This window comes from Bradyrhizobium sp. Leo114 (assembly GCF_055229415.2).
The window spans coordinates 14,474-33,375 of sequence record NZ_JBUYEN020000044.1; the positions used below are offsets into that span (position 1 = coordinate 14,474).

Here is an 18,902-nt window from a genome sequence, read left to right on the forward strand (position 1 = left end):
TCCTTATTGATAGATCGGGAAGCGGTCGGTCAGCGCCTTCACGCGTTCCTTGATCGCGGCTTCCACCAGCGGCGCCTTGCCCTCCGGCGACTGCTGCAGCGCGGTCAGGACTTCCGCGATCATGCCGCCGACTTCCTTGAACTCAGCGACGCCGAAGCCGCGCGTGGTCGTCGCCGGCGTGCCGAGCCGCAGGCCCGAGGTGACGAACGGCGTCTCAGGATCGAAGGGAATGCCGTTTTTGTTGCAGGTGATGGCGGCGCGCACCAACGCCTTCTCGGAGACGTTGCCCTTCAGCCCCTTGGGCCGGAGGTCGACCAGCATCAGATGGTTGTCGGTACCGCCGGACACGATGTCGAGCCCATGGCCGCGCAGCGTTTCGGCGAGCGCCTTGGCATTCTCGACCACGTTCTTGGCGTAGACCTTGAAGTCCGGCCGCAGCGCCTCGCCGAACGCAACCGCCTTGGCCGCGATCACATGCATCAAGGGGCCACCCTGCAGACCCGGGAAGATCGCCGAGTTGAGCTTCTTGGTCAGCGTCTCGTCATTCCACAGCATCAGGCCGCCGCGCGGGCCGCGCAGCGATTTGTGCGTCGTTGTGGTGGTGACATGCGCGTGCGGCACCGGCGAAGCATGCACGCCACCGGCGACGAGGCCTGCGAAATGCGCCATGTCGACCATGAGGTAGGCGCCGACACTGTCGGCGATCTCGCGGAAGCGCTTGAAGTCCCAGGCGCGCGAATAGGCTGAGCCGCCCGCAACGATCAGCTTCGGCTTGACCTGTTCGGCCTGTTTGGCCACCGCATCCATGTCGATGACCTGGTCCTCGCGCCGCACCGTGTAGTGCACGGCCTTGAACCATTTGCCGGACATGTTGACGGGCGAGCCGTGGGTGAGATGGCCGCCGGCGGCGAGGTCGAGACCCATGAAGGTATCGCCGGGCTGCAGCAGCGCCAGGAACACCGCCTGGTTCATCTGGCTGCCGGAGTTCGGCTGCACGTTGGCGAACTTCGCACCGAACAGTTTCTTGGCGCGCTCGATCGCCAGCGTCTCGGCGACGTCGACCCATTCACAACCGCCATAGTAGCGCGCGCCCGGATAGCCTTCGGCGTATTTGTTGGTCATCACCGAGCCCTGCGCCTCCAGCACCGCACGGCTGACGATGTTCTCGGAAGCGATCAGCTCGATCTCATGGCGCTGCCGGCCCAATTCGCCCTTGATCGCCTCCGCGATCTCGGGATCGGCCTCGGCAAGGGTCGCCCTGAAGAAGGAATCAGGCGCGGAACTGGATTTGGCGCTCGGGGAGGAACAGGTCATCGGCGAAATATCTCCACCGCCGCAAGCCTTTAGAGGATGCGGTCGGTCCATTGTGGGCGGTCGAAGCTGGTCGGTCAGCGTTATCACATTGCCGGGTGCCGGCCAAGCGATTGCGGTAGGAGTGCGGCCTTTGTGCCACATATGGTGGCCTGCCGGGGTTTGCCAGTTCCAGAGGCGGCCTCATCCGTTCGCCCCGCCCCCCGTCATTCCGGGGCGCGGCGAAGTCGCGAGATCCTGGCGCCCCGACGCTGGCGCTAAGTGCGCGAGCAGCAAGAGCTGCCGCGGACGATGACAGCGGAGTGTGCGGCGGCGATGCGGGGGCGAAGCGGAAGCGTGCTCGCCAGCGCGAGCACGGCGCTGGATGGTGTTGATGGAGTTCGGATCGCGAGACGAAAATAAACTCACCCCAGGGCGCTGTCATGCCGGCCTGGGGTGAGAAGACAAAGATCGACGATTCAGACCTGACGCTATTGCGTCACTACGTTTCCGACCGAGTTGAAGTTCTTCTTCGTATCATACCCGGAGTCGTGCAGATTTCGGAAATACAGGTCGCGGTCACCGCTACTCACTCCGCCCGGCATGATGACCGAGCCCGGCGCGATGACCGGAGCGGCACGCATACTGGCATTCGCATTCATCGCGTGGCGATGATGCGTCCGCTGTGCGGCCAGAGCGGTAGAAGTAGCGAGGGCGAGGATTGCAAGACTGACAAGAACGCTCTTCGTCATAGTCGGCTCCTCTGAGAGGATCCACCCCGGGGAACTTGTGGCACGGCCGGCCCTCCTCCACAAATCAACATCGCGTAACCCTCTGCGCCTGCCAAAGTGACGGCGCAACAGCCTGCTCGGGTCCAATAGAGATCGGTGATGGGTTCCGGCCCGGGGCGGGACGACAGCGGAGAGCGCCGCGACAGCCGCGCTACAACCCCGTGAATCCCGCCTTCACATGATCGGTGGAGCCGTCAAGCTGGCGCAGATAGGTCAATCCGCAGACCGTCAGGCGGTGCGTGTCGGTCTCGCCCGCCTCGAACAAGGTGCGGACATATTCCGTCACCTTCGCCCGCGCCTCCTCGCTCGCCGCGGCGGTGCGGTTCGCAAGCAGGTCATAGGTGTGCATGATGCGATCGATCGCGGCTTCCATCACTTTCTCCGATTGGGAATGATCAGATCACGAGCTGTGCTGCTTCAAACTCGGCGATCGCCTTGTTGGCGAGCTTGATCTTGTTGGTTTCGCCGCGCCGGAACATCTGCACGATGATCGTGAGCAATTGCTCGTTGGTGGCATAAGAGTCCGGAATGATCCCGGTCCTGCGCAGATAGTTGGAAGCGATGGCGTAGGCCTCGCCGACCACTTCGACATTCATCGCCCACATTCCGCGCTCGACCAGCATCTCGCTCTCCGTAGCCCACGATAAAGCGTGAGGACGCGAGTGGTTCCCGGTTCCGCAAAACTCTTTTTGCGGTGCCGAAAAGCAAGAGCGCACCGACCGGGCACAGTCGATGCGCTCTGCTGGAGGCTGACGGCTTGCCGGTCTTCTATCGGGCCGGCTTGGCCGCTCTGGCGAAGTCTTGAAGGTATTGAAGTCTTGGAGAGGTGTTGAAGTCTTGGAGGCGCGAAGTCTTGAAGGTATCAGAGGCGATAGAGGATCTGGTCGGTCCAGAACCGCTCGAGCCGGTGCAGCGACTTGTTCAGCGTCGAGAACTCCTCGTTCGAGATGCCGCCGACCTGCTCCACGGTCTTGACGTGCTTCTGGTAGAGCGCATCGACGATACGGCGGATCTCCTGGCCCTGCGGCGTCAGGCGAATGCGCACCGAGCGGCGATCGACACGCGAACGCTGGTGATCGAGGAAGCCGAGCTCGACGAGCTTCTTCAGATTGTAGGAGACGTTGGAGCCGAGATAGTAGCCGCGCGTGCGCAGCTCACCCGCGGTCAATTCCTTGTCGCCGATATTGTAGAGCAACAGCGCCTGCACCGAATTGATGTCGGCGCGCCCGCGGCGATCGAACTCGTCCTTGATGACGTCGAGCAGCCGCCGATGCAGCCGCTCCACCAGCGTAAGGGCTTCGAGATAGAGCGACTGCACCGTCGGCTGGCCGGCGGCGCGCTCAGCGGTTTCCACCGCCGTTGAGGCAACGGCTTTGATCATGACACTTCCCCTGTTGTCGTTTTATCGACTTATTCGACGAAACTTGTGTCCCGCCTGATAGGTTCAACTTAAGGGGGCCGTTTGAACATCAGCTTAAATAAGACAATAAAGAGATCATGAATTTAAGACAGTGAATCGCGGATTAAGCCCGTCAAACAAGGGCTTTTCGCAACCCTTCATTGACGGTGGAGCGCCCCTGTTCACGCTTCGTCTGCACGCCCTGTCACAATCGGAAACAGCTTCGCTCAAATTCGAAACGACCGCGTAATAGATATGAGGGAACCCTTTACGGTGAGCGAAACGTTACCGGACAATTTTCTGAAAATTTTCGCGACACCACTTGCGCTCGCTGCACGCTCGGCCGGTTAAGCGCGCTATGGCGGCCGTTCGCGTGCGGCCATCCAGGCGAGCGCGAGATAGCCGGCGAGCATCAAGGCTTCGAACGCCACCACTGTTAGGCTGCCGCCGTAGATGTTCGGAAACATCAATTCGATCACCGCCATCGAGACGACGGTGGTCAGCCACACCACCGCGCCCCAGGGCGTGGCGAGCCACAGCCCGACGGCGGCGACAAGCTCGATGACGGCGAAGTAGATGGTCGCGGTCTGCCAGGCCATCGACTGGTTCTCGAAGGCCTCCTCCTCGGCGCCGACGAATCCCGTCACCTGCGCCCAGTGATAGAGGCCCTTGGCGATCGAGACCACCGCCATGATGCGGAGGAAGAAGACGAGCCGCCGGGTCCATACATTCTCATCCCGTCGGATCCGGTCCGACGACATCGCCGCAACGGAAATCGCATTGTCCCGCGATTGGTCGCGCGCAGAGGTGTCAGACATCGCAGAAGTCGTCCGTGGAAGCGAAATGGGTCATCGGCGCAGTCTTGGCCCGCCGGGCCGGCAAAATCAATTGCAGTTGCGGCAGATCAACGGCGCCGTGACGTTGCTGGACGAGGATGCTAGAGTTGGATCAAATCAAAAACCAGCCTGCCGTGTTAGGAGAACAAGCCCATGGCGATCAAATTCGGGCGCCCGATCGAACTGCGCGATGCGCCAAAGCGGCAGACGGCCCTCGCCTCCCCGCCGCTGGATTTGACCATACGGCCCCGCCGCAACCGCAAGGCGGAATGGGCCAGGCGGCTGGTGCGCGAAAACGTGCTGACCCCGGACGACCTGATCTGGCCCCTGTTCGTCGTTAACGGCCATAATGTCCGCACCCCGGTTGCCTCGATGCCGGGCGTGGACAGACTAAGTGTCGACCAGGCGGTTCGCGACGCCGAGCGCGCGGCCAAGCTCGATATCCCCTGCATCGCGCTGTTTCCCTACACCGAGCCGTCGCTGCGCGACGAGCAGGGCTCGGAGGCACTCAATCCGGACAATCTCGTCTGCCAGTCGGTCCGTGCGATCAAGAAGGAATTCCCCGATATCGGCGTGCTCTGCGACGTCGCGCTCGATCCCTTCACCAGCCATGGCCATGACGGACTGATCGAGGACGGCAGGATCCTCAACGATGAGACGGTCGCGGTGCTGGTGAAGCAGGCGCTGGTGCAGGCCGAGGCCGGCTGCGACATCATCGCGCCGTCGGACATGATGGACGGGCGGGTCGGCGCGATCCGCGAAGCACTCGACGCCGAGGGCTTTGGCGACGTGCAGATCATGGCCTATGCGGCGAAATACGCCTCCGCCTTCTACGGCCCGTTCCGCGACGCTATCGGCTCGGCCAAGACGCTGACCGGCGACAAGCGCACCTATCAGATGGACAGCGCCAATTCAGACGAAGCCCTGCGCGAGGTCGAGCTCGATATCGCCGAAGGCGCCGATATGGTGATGGTGAAGCCCGGCATGCCCTATCTCGATATCGTGCGCCGGGTGAAGGACACGTTTGCGATGCCGACCTTCGTCTACCAGGTATCAGGCGAATACGCGATGATCGCGGGCGCCGCGCGCAATGGATGGATCGACGGCGAGCGCGCGATGATGGAGAGCCTGGTCGGTTTCAAGCGCGCCGGCGCCGACGGCATCCTGACGTATTTTGCACCGCAAGCCGCGGAGAAGCTGAAGGGGCAATCGTAGTGTAGGGCAAAGCGAAACGTGCCCACCCTCTCTTGCTCCGATCGTGAATGGTGGACGCACTTCGCTTTGCCCACCACACACACGCTCGAGCATTCCAATGACACGTCGATTCCGGCATAGTGCTCCATGGTCGTCTCTCCTCGATGCTTGGAGGGCAGACCGCGGCCCGTTACCCCATCTACCGGACTTAGGCTCACGGCATTGCGCCTCCGAATCGCCGAATATTTGCGCTTGCTGGGGTTCCGGACCTTGGCACCCGGGCAGCCCGTTCCCATGTCCTGCCCGGGATAGGTCCCAGTCGGAGGGGAGATTATGTCTTACGGCGGTTCGGGTAACTATGGTGCCTGGCGTAACGACGGCGGCGTGCCGCCGCATGCGTTCGATCCGCGATTGGAGCCGGAGCTGTTCCGCGGCGTGCTCACCCGGCGGGTATTTGCCTTCCTGATTGACCTGGTTGTGCTTTCGGTCCCCGTCATCCTTGGGTATCTTTTCATCGCCGTGTTCGGCCTGATTACCCTTGGGCTCGGTTGGGCGCTGTTCTGGCTGGCGTGGCCGGCGACGATTGTCTGGGCGATCGTCTATTACGGCGCATCGATCGGCGGCGCCTCGTCGGCGACCGTCGGCATGCGGGTGATGGATCTGGAGTTGCGCACCTGGTACGGGGCGCCAGGCTATTTCGTGCTCGGCGCCATGCATGCGGTGCTGTTCTGGCTGTCGGTCTCGTTCCTCTCGCCGCTTGTGCTGCTGTTCGGCCTCTTCAATAGCCGGCGGCGTTTGCTGCACGACATCGTGCTCGGAACCGTTATCATCAACAGCTCGGCCCGCGCTCACGCGGCATCCGCAGCGCACACTTATTGAGCCAGCCAATTGAGCCCAGCAAGATGATTGACCGCTAGCCTCCGGGGCGCGATGCTGGGAGGCTGTTTTGGAGGCCTGACGACTTGTCGTGACCCAGCATTCGCGTGATACCCCGCAGTTTTACCTGACGGCGCCGTCGCCCTGCCCCTATTTGCCGGGTCGCCATGAGCGCAAGGTGTTCACGCATCTGGTCGGCGACAAAGCGGGCGATCTCAACGATCTGCTCACCCATGGCGGGTTCCGCCGCAGCCAGTCGATCGCCTACCGGCCGGCTTGCGACCAATGCCGGGCCTGCGTGTCGGTGCGCGTGATCGCCAACGAATTCCGACCCTCGCGCAGCTTCCGCAAGGTCCTGGCCCGCAACGCCGACCTCGTCGGCGAGCAGCGTTCCGCAGTGCCGACCTCCGAACAATATTCCGTGTTCCGCGCCTATCTCGACAGGCGCCACCGCCACGGCGGCATGGCCGACATGACCGTGCTCGACTATGCGATGATGGTCGAGGATAGCCATGTCGAGACCCGGATCATCGAGTATCGCAAGCGCGGCATCGACAGCGGCATCACCGGACGCGGCGAGGAGTTGATCGCAGTGGCCCTCACCGATGTGCTGAGCGACGGCCTGTCGATGGTCTATTCCTTCTTCGAGCCGTCGCTCGAGAACCGCTCGCTCGGCACCTTCATGATCCTGGACCACATCGCCCGCGCGCGCCGGCTCGGACTGCCATACGTCTATCTCGGCTACTGGATCGACGGCTCCAAGAAGATGGACTACAAGGCCCGCTTCCTGCCGCAGCAGCGCCTCGCCCCGAGCGGCTGGCTCCGGGTCGATGCGGCCGGCGACATGGCCGCGGAGCCGCAGGACTGACCGGCCCTCAGCCGAAGAGGGTATCGAACAGCAGCTTCACATTCAGGATGACGATGACGCCAGCCACCAGCCAGGCGACCGCGGCGACCGGCATCGATATCGCGAACTTGCCCATCTTGCGCCGGTCGGACACGAACCGCACCAGCGGAATGACCGCGAACGGAAGCTGCATCGAGAGGATGACCTGGCTGAACACCAGCAGGTCGGTGGTGCCGCGCTCGCCATAAAGCGCGGTGACGACAATGACGGGGACGATCGCGATGCCGCGCGTCAGCAGCCGCCGCGCCCAGCTCGGCAGCCGCAAGCTGAGGAAGCCTTCCATCACGATCTGGCCAGCCAGCGTCGCCGTTACCGTCGAGTTGAGGCCGGAGGCAAGCAGCGCCACCGCGAACAGCGTCGAGGCGATGCTGAGGCCAAGCAACGGCGACAGCAGTTCGTAGGCCTGGCTGATATCCGCGACATCGGAATGGCCGCTCCGATGGAAGGTCGCGGCCGCGACCACCAGGATCGCCGCATTGATGAACAGCGCCAGCATCAGCGCGATCGTGGAGTCGGTCGTCGCCCATTTGATCGCGTCCCGCCGTCCCTCTTCGGTGCGCTCATAGGCGCGGGTCTGCACGATGGACGAGTGCAGATAAAGATTATGCGGCATCACGGTCGCGCCGATGATGCCGATCGCGATGTAGAGCATCTCGGGATTGGTGAAGATCTCGCTCGACGGCGCAAAGCCGCGCAGCAGTGCAGCAACCGGCGGGGCCGCCGCGGCGACCTGGATCGCAAAGCAGGTCGCGATCACGATCAGGAGCGCGATGACGAAGGCTTCCAGGAAGCGGAAGCCGCGATTCATCAGGAGCAGCAGCAGGAAGGCATCGAGCGCGGCGAGCAGCGCACCGCCGATCAGGGGAATGCCGAACAGGAGCTTCAACGCGATCGCGGTGCCGATCACCTCCGCCAGATCGCAGGCGATGATCGCGGCTTCGCAGGCGATCCACAGCAGGAAGTTCACCGGGCGCGAATAGGTCGCCCGGCAGGCCTGCGCCAGGTCGCGGTCGGTGACGATGCCAAGCCGGGCCGCGAGCGCCTGCAGAAGGATCGCCATCAGGTTGGACAGCAGGATGACCGAAAGCAGCGTGTAGCCGAACTTCGAGCCACCCGCGATGTCGGTCGCCCAGTTGCCGGGATCCATATAGCCGACCGACACCAGATAGCCCGGTCCGGCGAAGGCAAGCAGCCGGCGCCACCATCGGCCTGCCGTCGGAACCTCGACCGTCGCGTTCACCTCGGGGAGGCTTCGCGTATCCGGCGCGTCGGCGCGCCATCCGGTGGAGGTCGGCAGCACCTGCGGTGCGGTGTCGGGGATCAATCGGGGCGTTCGGGCATCCATGATGCCACAATGCCGGAAAACATTTTTTGTTGCAACTCATTTGCAACTGCATCTAGGAAGTCATCGGGCCACATCCTCAGGCGCCGCTGCCGCGGCCCTCGGAGCGCGTCTTGCTGCGTTGCGGCAAAGTCACACTGCTGCACGAACCCCGCGCGTGTAACGCGGTCGTCACACTGCGACATAAAGTCCCGCGTTAGGGCTCGCTAGGTGGGTATGGGGCGTGCAGTTCACAGTGGAGGCCAGCAATGGCGACAATGAGAACCTTGATCCTCGGCACCGCCGTGGGGCTGATGGCAGCCGGCGGTGCGCATGCGGCCGATCTTCCGATCAAGGCGAAGCCCATCGAATATGTGAAGATTTGCTCGGCTTACGGTCCCGGCTTCTTCTTCATCCCCGGTACCGACACCTGCATGAAGATCGGCGGCTACCTCCGGGTCGACACCACATTCGATGGCGGCGTGCAGGGCTCGCCGGCCTGGAACGGCGACGCAGGACAACATAACCGCTACTTCGACTACTTTGCCGCCCGCTCCCGTATGCTGTTGTCAATCGATACCCGCACCGCCACCGACTATGGCGTGGTCCGCACCTTCGGGCAGGGCCGGTTTCAGTTCTCTACGCTCGGCAACAACACCTTCAACCCGAACTCGATCAATGGCTCGCTGCCGGTCGCAAACTCGCAGCTGCTCGACACTCCCGGCGGCGGCGTTACTACCATCCAATTCCTCTTTATCCAGTTCGCAGGCTTCACGTTCGGTCAGTCGGCGTCGGCCTACTCCTCGCCTTGGCAGGGCTTCCCCGGCAACATCTCGGACTTCCTGCTCGGCGGCCAGAACAATGATACCGGCGTCAACAACATCCAATACACTGCGGATTTCGGCAACGGAGTGACCGGCACCATCGGCCTCGACGATCCGACGGTATGGGACCGCACCGCCGTCTACAACCTGTCGCTGCCGCTGAACGCCACGCTGAACACGGGCAACGCTTATGCCGGCGTCCACGCGCCCGATGTGGTCGGCAACATCCGCGTCGACCAGGCTTGGGGTCTGTTCCAGATTTCCGCCGCGGCGCATGAGGTCAACGCCTCCTACAATGTCCTGAACGCCCTTGGAGCGCCAGCGGGCGCCGTCGGCCTGCCAGGCGCGGCGCCGACCGGAGCGTCCGAGCTTTCCGGACATCCCGACACCTCCTGGGGCGGCGCGGTCATGGCGGCGTTACAGATCAAGAATATCCCGACCGGTACCGGTGACGACATCAAGATGGACGCGAGCTATTCCAAGGGAGCGACCAAATACATCATCTCGTCGGCTTCAACCTCGCCGAGCTTTGCCATGTTCGGCAGCTCCAGCACTTTTGGCGCCTATCAGAGCATCGGGTTCGGGGCGACGACCGATGCCGTCTATCTGCCGGTCGCAGCCGGCGGCGATGGCTCGCTGCATCTGACGGAGGCCTTTGGCATTCGTGGTGCGTTCAACCACAACTGGGACCCATATTGGTCGTCGAGCCTCTTCGGCTCGTATGTGGGCGTCCGCCATGACGGCGCGGCCAAGGCCTTCATCTGCGCGAACTACACCACGCCCGGCAAAGCGGTCAGTGCGGACTACGTCTGCAACCCCGACTTCAACTTGTCGCAGCTCGGTGTCATCACCCGCTGGACCCCGGTCAAGAACCTGACCTTCTCCGCCGAATTCATGTGGTTCCACCTCGACCAGAAATTCCAGGGCTCCGCGGTCCTTGGAGCTTCGGCCCCAAAGCCTACCGCGCGCTACGAGTTCAGCGATCAGGACACGTTCCACCTGCAGCTTCGCGCCCAGCGGAACTTCTGACCGGCTGAGAACAGCTATTGATCCTGACCGTGGGCGAACTTGTCCACGGTCTATCGCCAGTTTGAAAGCACCGCGGCGGCCTGTCACGCCGGCGCTGTCGGAAAGCGGGTGGGTTTGGCCGTCCTCGGGTCAGACAATGTCGACAAACGACATTCCGAGGAATTTCTGCCATGCCCGCCCTCAAGGCCCCTCACCTGCCTCCGACCTTCGGCCGTCTGGCCTGGTCGAACCTCGCCGCACAATCGGCCGAGCAGATCGCGCTGGCAGCCGCTCCCATCGTGGCGGTGCTCCTGCTCGGCGTCGGCGAGGGCCAGACTGGCCTGCTGCAGACCGCGCTGACACTGCCCTTCATCCTGTTTGCGATCCCCGCGGGCCTGCTCGCAGACCGCTTCTCGCGGCGGGTCCTGATGGCGGGCTCCGAAGCGTTGCGTGCGGCGGCGCTGGCCGCAACGCTGCTCCTGATCTGGCTCAGCCTGTTGACGCTGCCCCTGCTCTCCGTGCTCGGCTTCATCGCCGTGTGCGGGACCGTTGCCTACAGCGTCGCCGCGCCCGCGCTGGTGCCGTCGCTGGTGACGCCAGATCAGTTGCCAACGGCGAATGCGCGGATCGAACTGGCCCGCACCGTCGCTTTCGCCAGCGGGCCTGCGCTCGGCGGCGTGCTGGTCGGATGGGTCGGTGCCGCGCCGGCCTTCGGATTTGCCGCCGCACTCTCGGTGATCGCCGTGGTGCTGCTGGCCGGCATCCATGAGCCGGCCCGCGCGCCGGCGCCACGTCGACATCCGCCGCTGGAGATCAAGGAAGGCGCCGTGTTCGTGTTCCGTCATGAGCTGCTGCGACCGGTGTTCATCACCCAGTTCATCTTCAACACCGCTTCCTTCCTGCTGCTCGCGGTGTTCGTGCCCTATGCCGTCAGGCATCTCGGCCTCTCCGCAACCGGCGTCGGCACCACGCTCGCGATGTATGGTGTCGGCATGGTGGTCGGCGCGCTTGCGGCAACGCGGGTGATGCGACGTCTTGCGTTCGGCACTGTGATCGGGCTCGGCCCGGTGACCGGCTTCATCGCCTCCACCATCATGGCGCTGACGACAATTGTCCCTACGCCTCTGCTTGCGGGCCTGAGCTTTTTCCTGCTCGGCGTCGGTCCGATCCTGTGGGTGATCTCGACGACCACGCTCCGGCAATCGGTGACGCCGCCTTCGCTGCTCGGCCGTGTCTCCGCCATCAACATCATGAGCTACGGCGCGCGCCCGCTCGGCTCCGCACTGGGCGCGATCGTCGGCGGGCTTTTCGGCGCCGAGACCTGCCTCTGCCTTGCCGCGGCAATCTTCGCCGCGCAGGCGCTGGTGATCCTGCTGTCGCCGGCGGTCTCCCTCGTCAGACAACCCGACATGGTCAGCGAACCGGCGGGATGTTGATGAGAGAAAGATTCAACTGATCTGATCTGCGATCGGAGAATGTTTTGCGTCAGAGCCGAGGGCCGGCCACGACGGCCAAATTAGTGGCTGGTCTTTCCCGCTTTGTATGATACACGTCATCCAATAGCCGAGCGGGAGCACTATGACCGATCAGACTGCAACCATTGACGCCGCCGCATCTCGCCCCGAATCCTCCTCCTCCGGCGCCCTGCAGATCGCGGTTCTGGCCGCGCTTGCGGCCACCGGTACGCTGGCCACCAACATCCTGCTGCCGTCGCTGCCGCAGATGGCGGCCTCGCTGAAGGTGACGACCGCGGCGGTCACGTCGGCCATCACGATCTTTCTCGCCGTGTTCGCGCTCGGCCAGCTCATAGTTGGTCCGATCTCGGATCGCTTCGGCCGTCGCTGGCCGGTTCTGATCGGTTTCGCCGTGTTCTTTGCCGGCAGCGTCTGGTGCAGCCTGGCAGAAGATCTCCCGAACCTCTTGATCGGCCGCGTCGTCCAGGCCGCCGGCGCCTGCGCAACCTCGGTATTGTCGCGCGCCATAGCCCGCGACCTGTTCACCGGTGCCGCATTGGCACGCGCGATGGCGCTGATCATGATCGCGATGGCGGCCGCGCCGGGTTTCTCGCCGCTGCTCGGCGGCGCGCTCGATCACTATTTCGGCTGGCGCTCGGAATTCGTGCTCGTCGCGGCCTTTGCGGCTCTCGGCGCGTTCGCCTATGGCGCCACGCTCGGAGAAACCCACCATTCGACGCGGATCCCGCTCAACCCTCTCGCCATCATCAGCACCTATCTCGGTCTGATCGCAGATCGCCGCTTCGTTGTGCCGACGGCGACCGTCAGCCTGATCATGGGAGGCCTGTTTGCGATGTTCTCGGCCGCGCCCCGGATCTTGATCGAGGCGCTGCATTTCTCACCGATCGAGCTCGGCCTGTTCTTCGCCGGCACGGTGCTGATCGTGTTCGCCTCCGGCTGGCTCGCGACAAGGCTTGCGCCGCGCTTTGGCCTCGACCGCTCGATCAAGGGTGCATTATTGGCGGCAGCCATCGGCGGCGCCGCCATGTTGTTGGTCTCGCTCTTCACCCCGAGCTTCCTGCCGTTCCTGACTGCGATGAGCGTGTTCCTGCTCGGCATGGGCATCGTCAACCCACTCGGCGTCGCGCAGGCGCTATCACCGTTCGGCGAAAAGGCCGGTGCGGCTTCCGCACTGCTCGGCTTCTGGCAAATGATGAACGCGGCGATCGGAGTCTGGCTCGCAGCAATCGTGTCGCATGAGGCAATGTTCGGGCTCGGCGTGGTGCTGACCGCGTTCTCACTGATAGCGGTCGGCCTATACGCGCTACGGGCCAAGCAGGGCTAGCTCGCGAGGTAGCGCTCGTATTTTCCGGCCACGACTTCGTCCGCCGCAACGTCGGGATCGAGCGTATAGAGGTCTTGCGCCCGGCTGATGCCGCGCAGCGCGAAGCGCCCGGTCGAAACCAGATAGTTCCGCCCTGCTCCATCCAGGCCATCCCGGAACGCCTGCGAGGTCAGCAGTTCCCGATCGACCGAGCTGCACATCGAAGCAATCCGGCTGACTTCGTTGACCGCCGGCCCTACCACGGTGAAATCGAGCCGGTCCTCGCTGCCGATATTGCCATAGAACACCTCGCCGACATGCAGCCCGACATAGGCTGAGGTGGTCGGCCGACCCTCGCTGGCACGGCGGACGTTGAGCGCATTCAGATTGCGGCGCAAGCGATGCTCGGCCCGAAGCGCAGCCCGTTTTGCGCCTCCCATGTTCTCCTGCGTGAACATCGCCAGCACGCCGTCGCCGATCAGCTTCAGCACCTCGCCGCCGGCATCGTGGATCGCGTCGATCGAGGCCTGAGCATAATCGTTGAGGAACGGGATGATCTCGTCCGGCCCGATGCGCTCGCCGATCGCGGTCGAGCCGCGCACGTCCGAATACCACAACACCGCCTTGATGCGCTCGGTGACGCCGCGCGAGATGCGGCCGCGCATCACCTGCTCGGCGGTCTCGCGCCCGAGATAGACCCGCGCCAAGGTGCGCGCGATGTCGACTTGCGCAGCCGATTTCACCGCGAGCCCCAAGACCGGCACCAGGTCGCGCAGCGCCGCCATGTGATGCTCGCCAAATCCTTCGGACTGGCGGGTGGTCCAGGAGGAGTAGAAGCAGTCCATCTCGCCGATCGTGCCGGCCTCGCCGAACCGGTGCACAAAGGAGACGAAATGCTTGTGGCCCTTTTCCGCGAGGTCGTTGATCATGGAGAAATCGGGCGTGGCGCAATCGGCCAGGTCGATCACCATCTCTTCGTGCCCATTTTGCAGCATGTGGTAGAAGGTCGAACGCCGCCAATTCTGGTTGGCATCACCGCTGGAGGTCGAGCCGTATTCGAAAGCGTCGCTTTCATTGGTCTCGCTGTCGCTCCAGCGGAACCCGTGGCCTTCGAAGATCGGGTGCAGGGTATCGATGAAGACGATTGCACGTGACAGCGGCATTCCGGCCGCGCGGCAGCGTTCGCAGAAACCGCGCAGCAGATCGTTTTCGGGCAGGCCGGTCAGACCCTGTCTGACCAGCCAGTTCATCAGGCGCAGGCGGGGCGTCAGTTCCATGCGCGGATTATGCCGGGCAATCGTGTCGCGCGAAAGATCGGTTGGCGGCCCAGAGCGCGACTTGACGACAGTTCCGTGACAGCGGCAAATGCTGGGAATAACGAGGCAAGACAGAAACGCGACGGTCCGATGAGCGCCCGGCAGCTTCCGATCATTCTGGCGCTCGGCACCACCCAGACCCTGGCCTGGGCCTCGAGCTACTACCTGCCCGCGGTGCTCGCCGATCCCATCGCCAGAGATCTCGGCATCGGCCCCAACTGGATCTTCGCCGCCTTCTCCGCCTCGCTCGTGCTCTCGGCGCTCCTTGGCCCGCGGATCGGCCGCCAGATCGACCTGGTCGGCGGCAGGTCCGTGCTGTCGATCTCCAATCTGACGCTGGCCGCAGGACTGGTGCTGCTCGGCCTCACGCAATCGATTCCTCTGCTGCTGCTCGCATGGCTTTTCCTTGGGATCGGCATGGGATACGGCCTCTATGATGCCGCTTTCGGCGCGCTCGGACGCATCTATGGCGAGGCGGCGCGGCGCCCGATCACCGGCATCACGCTGATGGCGGGCTTTGCCTCCACCGTCGGCTGGCCGCTGAGCGCGCTGGGGCTTGAGACGATCGGCTGGCGCAACACCTGCTTTGCCTGGGCGGCGGCGCATCTCTTGATCGGCCTGCCGCTCAACTGGCTGATGCTGCCGCCGATCCCCGGCGCCAAGGCCGCGGCCGCCAATGCGGTGAAGCCGCATATCCCGATCGACCGGCCGATGGTCCTGCTGGCGTTTGCGTTCGCGACCGCCTGGACCGTCACCGGCGCGATGGCGGCGCACTTCCCACGCATCCTGGAAGCGGCCGGCGCGACCCCGGTGCAGGCAATTGCCGCCGGCGCCCTGATCGGGCCGGCGCAGGTCGGCGCGCGCGTGGTCGAGGCGTGGCTGCTCAGCCGCTACCATCCGCTGCTCTCGACCGAATTGGCCTGTCTCGGCCACCCGATCGGCGCCGCGATCGTGGCGATCGCCGGCGGCGGCGCGGCAAGCGTCTTCGCGCTTTGCCACGGCGCCGGCAACGGCATCCTGACCATTTCGCGCGGCACATTGCCGCTCGCGATCTTCGGCTCGCAGAACTACGCCTACCGCCTCGGCATCATCGGCGCCCCGGCCCGGATGGCGCAGGCGGCGGCCCCGCTGCTGTTCGGGCTGTTGCTCGAACGCATGGGCAGCGGCATCCTGATCGTCTCCTCCGCACTCAGTCTCGCGGCATTGGGGGCGCTGCTCCTGGTGCGCGACAACAAGCCAGCACCGCAATAGGCAGCCATTCCATCTGCCCCATCACTCATAAAACGCCGGTGCCATCTTCAGGCTATCGCGCTGGGCCTTGTCGTGATTGATCCAGAGTTGCGCCTTCTCTTTCGTGAGCGTCTCCGCGATCTTCTGCATCGAGGCCGTCGTCTGCTCCTTGCTGGCATTCATCGACGGCACCCGGCGGTTATCCCAGTTGTCCCTGAAGTGGACGGCGTCGCCGGAAAGTACGACCGCCCCGGTCTTCGGCAGTTTCACCAACAGCGACTGGTGGCCCGGCGTGTGCCCGGGCGTCGACAGGATCACCACATTGCCATCACCAAACACATCCCGGTCGCCGTCCAGCTTGGTCACCGGATGCTCCGCCTTGAAGCGCGGCTGGTTGTTGGCGCCGGGCCAGTCATATTCGGCTTTCTGCACATAGAGCATCGCGGTCGGGAACATCTCCACATTGCCGATGTGGTCCGGATGGGTATGCGAGACCGCCATCGCCTTGATGTCGGACGGCTTCACGCCGATCTGGTCGAACTGCGCGGCCAGCGTCTTGGGACGCCGCCAGATCACCGCTTTCGTATCCGACGGCACGAGCCCGTCCGGCATGCTCGCCACCGCGTCGGGAATGCCGGTGTCCCACAGGAACCACCCTTGCGCGTGCTTGATCAGATAGCAGTTGTCGACGAAATCCATCGACTTGCCTTCGTTGACACCGGGCGACCAGCGCGAGATGTCGCCCGCAACGCCCTCGCCGCAATTGAGGATATAGAGCTTCTCGACGCCCGGCTTTTCCGATTGGGCGCGCGCAGGACCCGCAGCCGCCGCAACCAACAGCAGCGCCACCGCAACACCGATTGTTGTCTTCACGTTCCGCTCCCTCGACTAATCGCCCCCAGCGTTCGAGGAAGGAATATTACGTCATCGCCGGCGGCAATCGTCACCGCTGACGGTCTTTTGATCTCTCAAGCCGCGTGCGCCGGCTCGTGATGCGGACAGGTCTCGACCTCGATCGTGACATGGCTGAGACCGTGCAGACCGCTGAGACGGCGCTTGTAGGTCGCGGGCGGCAGCGGATGGTCGGAGACAACCGAGATCACCGCCGCGCGATGGCCGGGACCGACCTGCCACAGATGCAGATCGGTGATGCGGTCGCCCTTGGTCTCGAGCCGGTCGCGAATGACCGCCTCGAGCTTCTTGTCGGCGCTGACGTCGAGCAGGATCGCGCCTGACGCCTTGATCAGGCCAAAGGCCCAGCTCGCGATCACAGCGCTGCCGATGATCCCGACTACCGGATCGGCCCAGACCCATCCCGCGGACATCGCAACCAGCAGCGCCGCAATGGCGAGGATGGAGGTTGCGGCATCCGCCATCACGTGGACGTAAGCCGCGCGAAGATTGTTGTCGTGGTGGTGGTGATGATGATCGTCGTCGTCATGGTCATGAGAATGGCCATGACCGTGATGATGGTCGTGGTCGTCGCGGAGCAGCCAGGCGCTGATGAGGTTGACGGCAAGTCCGAGCACGGCAACCGAGATCGCTTCCCCGTAGGCAATGGACACCGGATGGAACAGCCGGTCCACGCTTTCCCAGGCGATCTGCGTAGCGATCATCGCCAGAATGATCGCGCTGGCAAAGGCGGCGAGATCGCCGAACTTGCCGGTGCCGAAACTGAAGCGCGCGTTGCCCACTTGCCGCCGCGCGAACAGATAGGCCAGCCCGGCAATGCCCAGCGCCGCCGCATGCGTTCCCATGTGCCAGCCGTCGGCGAGCAGCGCCATCGAGCCGGACCACCAACCTGCCGCGATCTCCCCGATCATCATGACCGTGGTCAAGGCCACCACGAGCCAGGTGCGCCGTTCGTTATGGGCGTGGGTCGCGCCCAGGAAGACGTGATCGTGGGTCCACTGTTCGATCGAATGCGAGTGCATGGTTCATCTCCGGATAGTCCGCTCGTCGAATATAGCGATTGCGACGGACGGCCGTTAGAGCGTTTTCAAGCGAAGTGGACACCGGTTCGCGTGAAGAAAACACGTCAAAATAAGAATCTAGAGCTTCGGTTCTGATTCAGTCAGAACCGAAGCTCTAGACTAATTCCTCCGGCGCCAGCTTGCAGGCGGCACCGTCGGCCTCGACCTGCAGCGTCGCATGATGGATCTTGAAGCGGTGCGAGAGCTGCGCGCAGACGTGATGCAGGAAGGCATCGTCATGTCCGCCGGGCCGGACCAGGTGCGCGGTCAGCGCCGTCTCGTTGGTGCTCATGGCCCAGATGTGCAGATCGTGGACCTCGGAGACGCCGTCGAGCGTGCGCAAAAACTCCCTCACCTCGACGAGCTCGATACCGCGCGGCACCGCGTCGAGCGCGAGGTTGACGCTGTCGCGCATCAGACCCCAGCCGCTGACCAGCACGACGAAGGCGATGATGAGGCTGATCGCCGGGTCAATCCATAGCCATCCCGTCGACATGATCAGCAGCGCGGCGATGACGACGCCGAACGAGACGCCGGCATCCGCCGCCATGTGGAGATAAGCGCCGCGAATGTTGAGGTCGCCGTGCCGCCCGCGCATGAACAATAGTGCCGTGAAGCCGTTGACGAGAATCCCGAGCGCCGCGACCCAGACCACTGTCCAGCTCGCCACCTCGGCCGGCGCGCGCAGCCGGTTGACCGCCTCCACCGCGATGCCGCCGACCGCGACCAGCAGGAGCCCGGCATTGAACAATGCGGCGAGGATCGAGGCGCGGCGATAGCCGTAAGTATGCCTCTCCGTCGGCCGCCTCCCCGCAAGCCACGCCGCCCCCCATGCCAGCAGCAGCGAGAACACGTCCGAGAGATTGTGGACGGCATCGGAGATCAGCGCCAGCGAATTGGCGGCATAGCCGAACACCAGCTCGGCGATCACGAAGGCGGTGTTGAGCGACGCGCCAATGGCAAAGGCCCGGCCGAAATCATCCGGGGCATGGCTGTGCCCGGCATGATCATGCGCATGGGAGTGATCGTGATGATGATGCGCCATGGGAAGAATTTATAGCGCGTCGATTTGCGAATACTATTACGGCGCGGAAAGCGTAGGGCGGATTAGCCGAAGGCGTAATCCGCCGCTTCGCGGCAAGATGGCGGATTACGGCTT

18 protein-coding genes are annotated in these 18,902 nt (G+C 63.9%); 7 read left to right on the forward strand and 11 right to left on the reverse strand.

Translation table 11 applies throughout. From position 1 onward, the window contains the following. Positions 1-3: 3 nt before the first annotated feature. The 6 genes from glyA to ACZIRK_RS35570 form a co-directional block, all read right to left on the reverse strand. A complete protein-coding gene (gene glyA, locus ACZIRK_RS35545; protein WP_474419073.1) occupies positions 4-1,314 on the reverse strand; it encodes a serine hydroxymethyltransferase in 1,311 nt (436 codons plus the stop codon). Positions 1,315-1,781: 467 nt separating this feature from the next. Then, entirely contained in the window at positions 1,782-2,042 is a 261-nt protein-coding gene (locus ACZIRK_RS35550) for a hypothetical protein (RefSeq protein WP_130231478.1), read from the reverse strand. Positions 2,043-2,232: 190 nt separating this feature from the next. Then, on the reverse strand, positions 2,233-2,454 hold the full coding sequence (locus ACZIRK_RS35555; protein ID WP_028162892.1) for a hypothetical protein: 222 nt from the start codon (positions 2,452-2,454) through the stop codon (positions 2,233-2,235). A gap of 22 nt (positions 2,455-2,476) precedes the next feature. Further along, the gene (locus ACZIRK_RS35560; protein WP_028162893.1) at positions 2,477-2,704 is read right to left on the reverse strand and encodes a hypothetical protein; all 228 of its coding nucleotides are present in this window, start codon (positions 2,702-2,704) and stop codon (positions 2,477-2,479) included. 239 nt (positions 2,705-2,943) lie between these two features. After that, positions 2,944-3,462 carry a transcriptional regulator LdtR gene (gene ldtR / locus ACZIRK_RS35565; protein WP_028162894.1) on the reverse strand — a complete coding sequence of 173 codons (519 nt, stop codon included), beginning with the start codon at positions 3,460-3,462 and terminating at the stop codon, positions 2,944-2,946. A 374-nt stretch (positions 3,463-3,836) separates the two neighbouring features. Continuing rightward, complete coding sequence (locus ACZIRK_RS35570) at positions 3,837-4,298, reverse strand: DUF6163 family protein (protein ID WP_028162895.1); 462 nt, start codon at positions 4,296-4,298, stop codon at positions 3,837-3,839. Between the two features lie 171 nt (positions 4,299-4,469). Between ACZIRK_RS35570 and hemB the strand changes: the two genes are divergently transcribed. The 3 genes from hemB (at position 4,470) to ACZIRK_RS35585 (ending at position 7,254) form a co-directional block, all read left to right on the forward strand. Further along, positions 4,470-5,531, forward strand: a complete 1,062-nt coding sequence (gene hemB / locus ACZIRK_RS35575) for a porphobilinogen synthase (RefSeq protein ID WP_130231476.1) — start codon at positions 4,470-4,472, stop codon at positions 5,529-5,531. Between the two features lie 312 nt (positions 5,532-5,843). Further along, positions 5,844-6,389, forward strand: coding sequence for an RDD family protein (locus ACZIRK_RS35580; protein ID WP_028162897.1), 546 nt, complete (start codon positions 5,844-5,846; stop codon positions 6,387-6,389). Positions 6,390-6,477: 88 nt separating this feature from the next. Continuing rightward, positions 6,478-7,254, forward strand: a complete 777-nt coding sequence (locus tag ACZIRK_RS35585; protein WP_028162898.1) for an arginyltransferase — start codon at positions 6,478-6,480, stop codon at positions 7,252-7,254. 7 nt (positions 7,255-7,261) lie between these two features. On the opposite strand, the gene ACZIRK_RS35590 is transcribed toward ACZIRK_RS35585, so the two are convergent. Next, on the reverse strand, positions 7,262-8,638 hold the full coding sequence (locus ACZIRK_RS35590) for an Nramp family divalent metal transporter (protein WP_474419074.1): 1,377 nt from the start codon (positions 8,636-8,638) through the stop codon (positions 7,262-7,264). 245 nt (positions 8,639-8,883) lie between these two features. Here ACZIRK_RS35590 and ACZIRK_RS35595 point away from each other — a divergent pair, with 245 nt between their 5' ends. The 3 genes from ACZIRK_RS35595 (at position 8,884) to ACZIRK_RS35605 (ending at position 13,245) form a co-directional block, all read left to right on the forward strand. Next, positions 8,884-10,467: a porin gene (locus tag ACZIRK_RS35595; RefSeq protein ID WP_474419075.1), complete on the forward strand. Its 1,584-nt coding sequence runs from the start codon at positions 8,884-8,886 to the stop codon at positions 10,465-10,467. Positions 10,468-10,637: 170 nt separating this feature from the next. Beyond that, positions 10,638-11,882, forward strand: a complete 1,245-nt coding sequence (locus ACZIRK_RS35600; RefSeq protein WP_474419076.1) for an MFS transporter — start codon at positions 10,638-10,640, stop codon at positions 11,880-11,882. Positions 11,883-12,024: 142 nt separating this feature from the next. Next, entirely contained in the window at positions 12,025-13,245 is a 1,221-nt protein-coding gene (locus ACZIRK_RS35605) for a Bcr/CflA family efflux MFS transporter (RefSeq protein ID WP_130231494.1), read from the forward strand. On the opposite strand, the gene ACZIRK_RS35610 is transcribed toward ACZIRK_RS35605, so the two are convergent. Beyond that, a complete protein-coding gene (locus tag ACZIRK_RS35610) occupies positions 13,242-14,501 on the reverse strand; it encodes an adenylate/guanylate cyclase domain-containing protein (protein ID WP_474419077.1) in 1,260 nt (419 codons plus the stop codon). The genes ACZIRK_RS35605 and ACZIRK_RS35610 overlap by 4 nt on opposite strands. A gap of 129 nt (positions 14,502-14,630) precedes the next feature. Here ACZIRK_RS35610 and ACZIRK_RS35615 point away from each other — a divergent pair, with 129 nt between their 5' ends. Continuing rightward, positions 14,631-15,791, forward strand: a complete 1,161-nt coding sequence (locus ACZIRK_RS35615; RefSeq protein ID WP_474419078.1) for an MFS transporter — start codon at positions 14,631-14,633, stop codon at positions 15,789-15,791. Between the two features lie 21 nt (positions 15,792-15,812). Here the strand turns inward: ACZIRK_RS35615 and ACZIRK_RS35620 are convergent, their stop codons facing one another. The 3 genes from ACZIRK_RS35620 to ACZIRK_RS35630 all read right to left on the reverse strand — a co-directional run bounded on the left by ACZIRK_RS35620 (position 15,813) and on the right by ACZIRK_RS35630 (position 18,788). Then, positions 15,813-16,643 (reverse strand): N-acyl homoserine lactonase family protein, encoded by an 831-nt coding sequence (locus ACZIRK_RS35620; protein WP_474419079.1) that lies wholly within the window; start codon positions 16,641-16,643, stop codon positions 15,813-15,815. Positions 16,644-16,738: 95 nt separating this feature from the next. Further along, complete coding sequence (gene dmeF, locus ACZIRK_RS35625) at positions 16,739-17,704, reverse strand: CDF family Co(II)/Ni(II) efflux transporter DmeF (RefSeq protein ID WP_130230991.1); 966 nt, start codon at positions 17,702-17,704, stop codon at positions 16,739-16,741. 154 nt (positions 17,705-17,858) lie between these two features. Further along, entirely contained in the window at positions 17,859-18,788 is a 930-nt protein-coding gene (locus ACZIRK_RS35630; RefSeq protein WP_130230993.1) for a cation diffusion facilitator family transporter, read from the reverse strand. Between the last annotated feature and the right edge of the window lie 114 nt (positions 18,789-18,902).

What these genes read in the sequence shown, in the direction of transcription:
- glyA (WP_474419073.1), bottom strand. Translation starts at nt 1,314, where the DNA reads ATGACCTGTTCCTCCCCGAGCGCCAAATCCAGTTCCGCGCCTGATTCC.
- ACZIRK_RS35550 (WP_130231478.1), bottom strand. Translation starts at nt 2,042, where the DNA reads ATGACGAAGAGCGTTCTTGTCAGTCTTGCAATCCTCGCCCTCGCTACT.
- ACZIRK_RS35555 (WP_028162892.1), bottom strand. Translation starts at nt 2,454, where the DNA reads ATGGAAGCCGCGATCGATCGCATCATGCACACCTATGACCTGCTTGCG.
- ACZIRK_RS35560 (WP_028162893.1), bottom strand. Translation starts at nt 2,704, where the DNA reads ATGCTGGTCGAGCGCGGAATGTGGGCGATGAATGTCGAAGTGGTCGGC.
- ldtR (WP_028162894.1), bottom strand. Translation starts at nt 3,462, where the DNA reads ATGATCAAAGCCGTTGCCTCAACGGCGGTGGAAACCGCTGAGCGCGCC.
- ACZIRK_RS35570 (WP_028162895.1), bottom strand. Translation starts at nt 4,298, where the DNA reads ATGTCTGACACCTCTGCGCGCGACCAATCGCGGGACAATGCGATTTCC.
- hemB (WP_130231476.1), top strand. Translation starts at nt 4,470, where the DNA reads ATGGCGATCAAATTCGGGCGCCCGATCGAACTGCGCGATGCGCCAAAG.
- ACZIRK_RS35580 (WP_028162897.1), top strand. Translation starts at nt 5,844, where the DNA reads ATGTCTTACGGCGGTTCGGGTAACTATGGTGCCTGGCGTAACGACGGC.
- ACZIRK_RS35590 (WP_474419074.1), bottom strand. Translation starts at nt 8,638, where the DNA reads ATGGATGCCCGAACGCCCCGATTGATCCCCGACACCGCACCGCAGGTG.
- ACZIRK_RS35595 (WP_474419075.1), top strand. Translation starts at nt 8,884, where the DNA reads ATGGCGACAATGAGAACCTTGATCCTCGGCACCGCCGTGGGGCTGATG.
- ACZIRK_RS35600 (WP_474419076.1), top strand. Translation starts at nt 10,638, where the DNA reads ATGCCCGCCCTCAAGGCCCCTCACCTGCCTCCGACCTTCGGCCGTCTG.
- ACZIRK_RS35605 (WP_130231494.1), top strand. Translation starts at nt 12,025, where the DNA reads ATGACCGATCAGACTGCAACCATTGACGCCGCCGCATCTCGCCCCGAA.
- ACZIRK_RS35610 (WP_474419077.1), bottom strand. Translation starts at nt 14,501, where the DNA reads ATGGAACTGACGCCCCGCCTGCGCCTGATGAACTGGCTGGTCAGACAG.
- ACZIRK_RS35615 (WP_474419078.1), top strand. Translation starts at nt 14,631, where the DNA reads ATGAGCGCCCGGCAGCTTCCGATCATTCTGGCGCTCGGCACCACCCAG.
- dmeF (WP_130230991.1), bottom strand. Translation starts at nt 17,704, where the DNA reads ATGCACTCGCATTCGATCGAACAGTGGACCCACGATCACGTCTTCCTG.
- ACZIRK_RS35630 (WP_130230993.1), bottom strand. Translation starts at nt 18,788, where the DNA reads ATGGCGCATCATCATCACGATCACTCCCATGCGCATGATCATGCCGGG.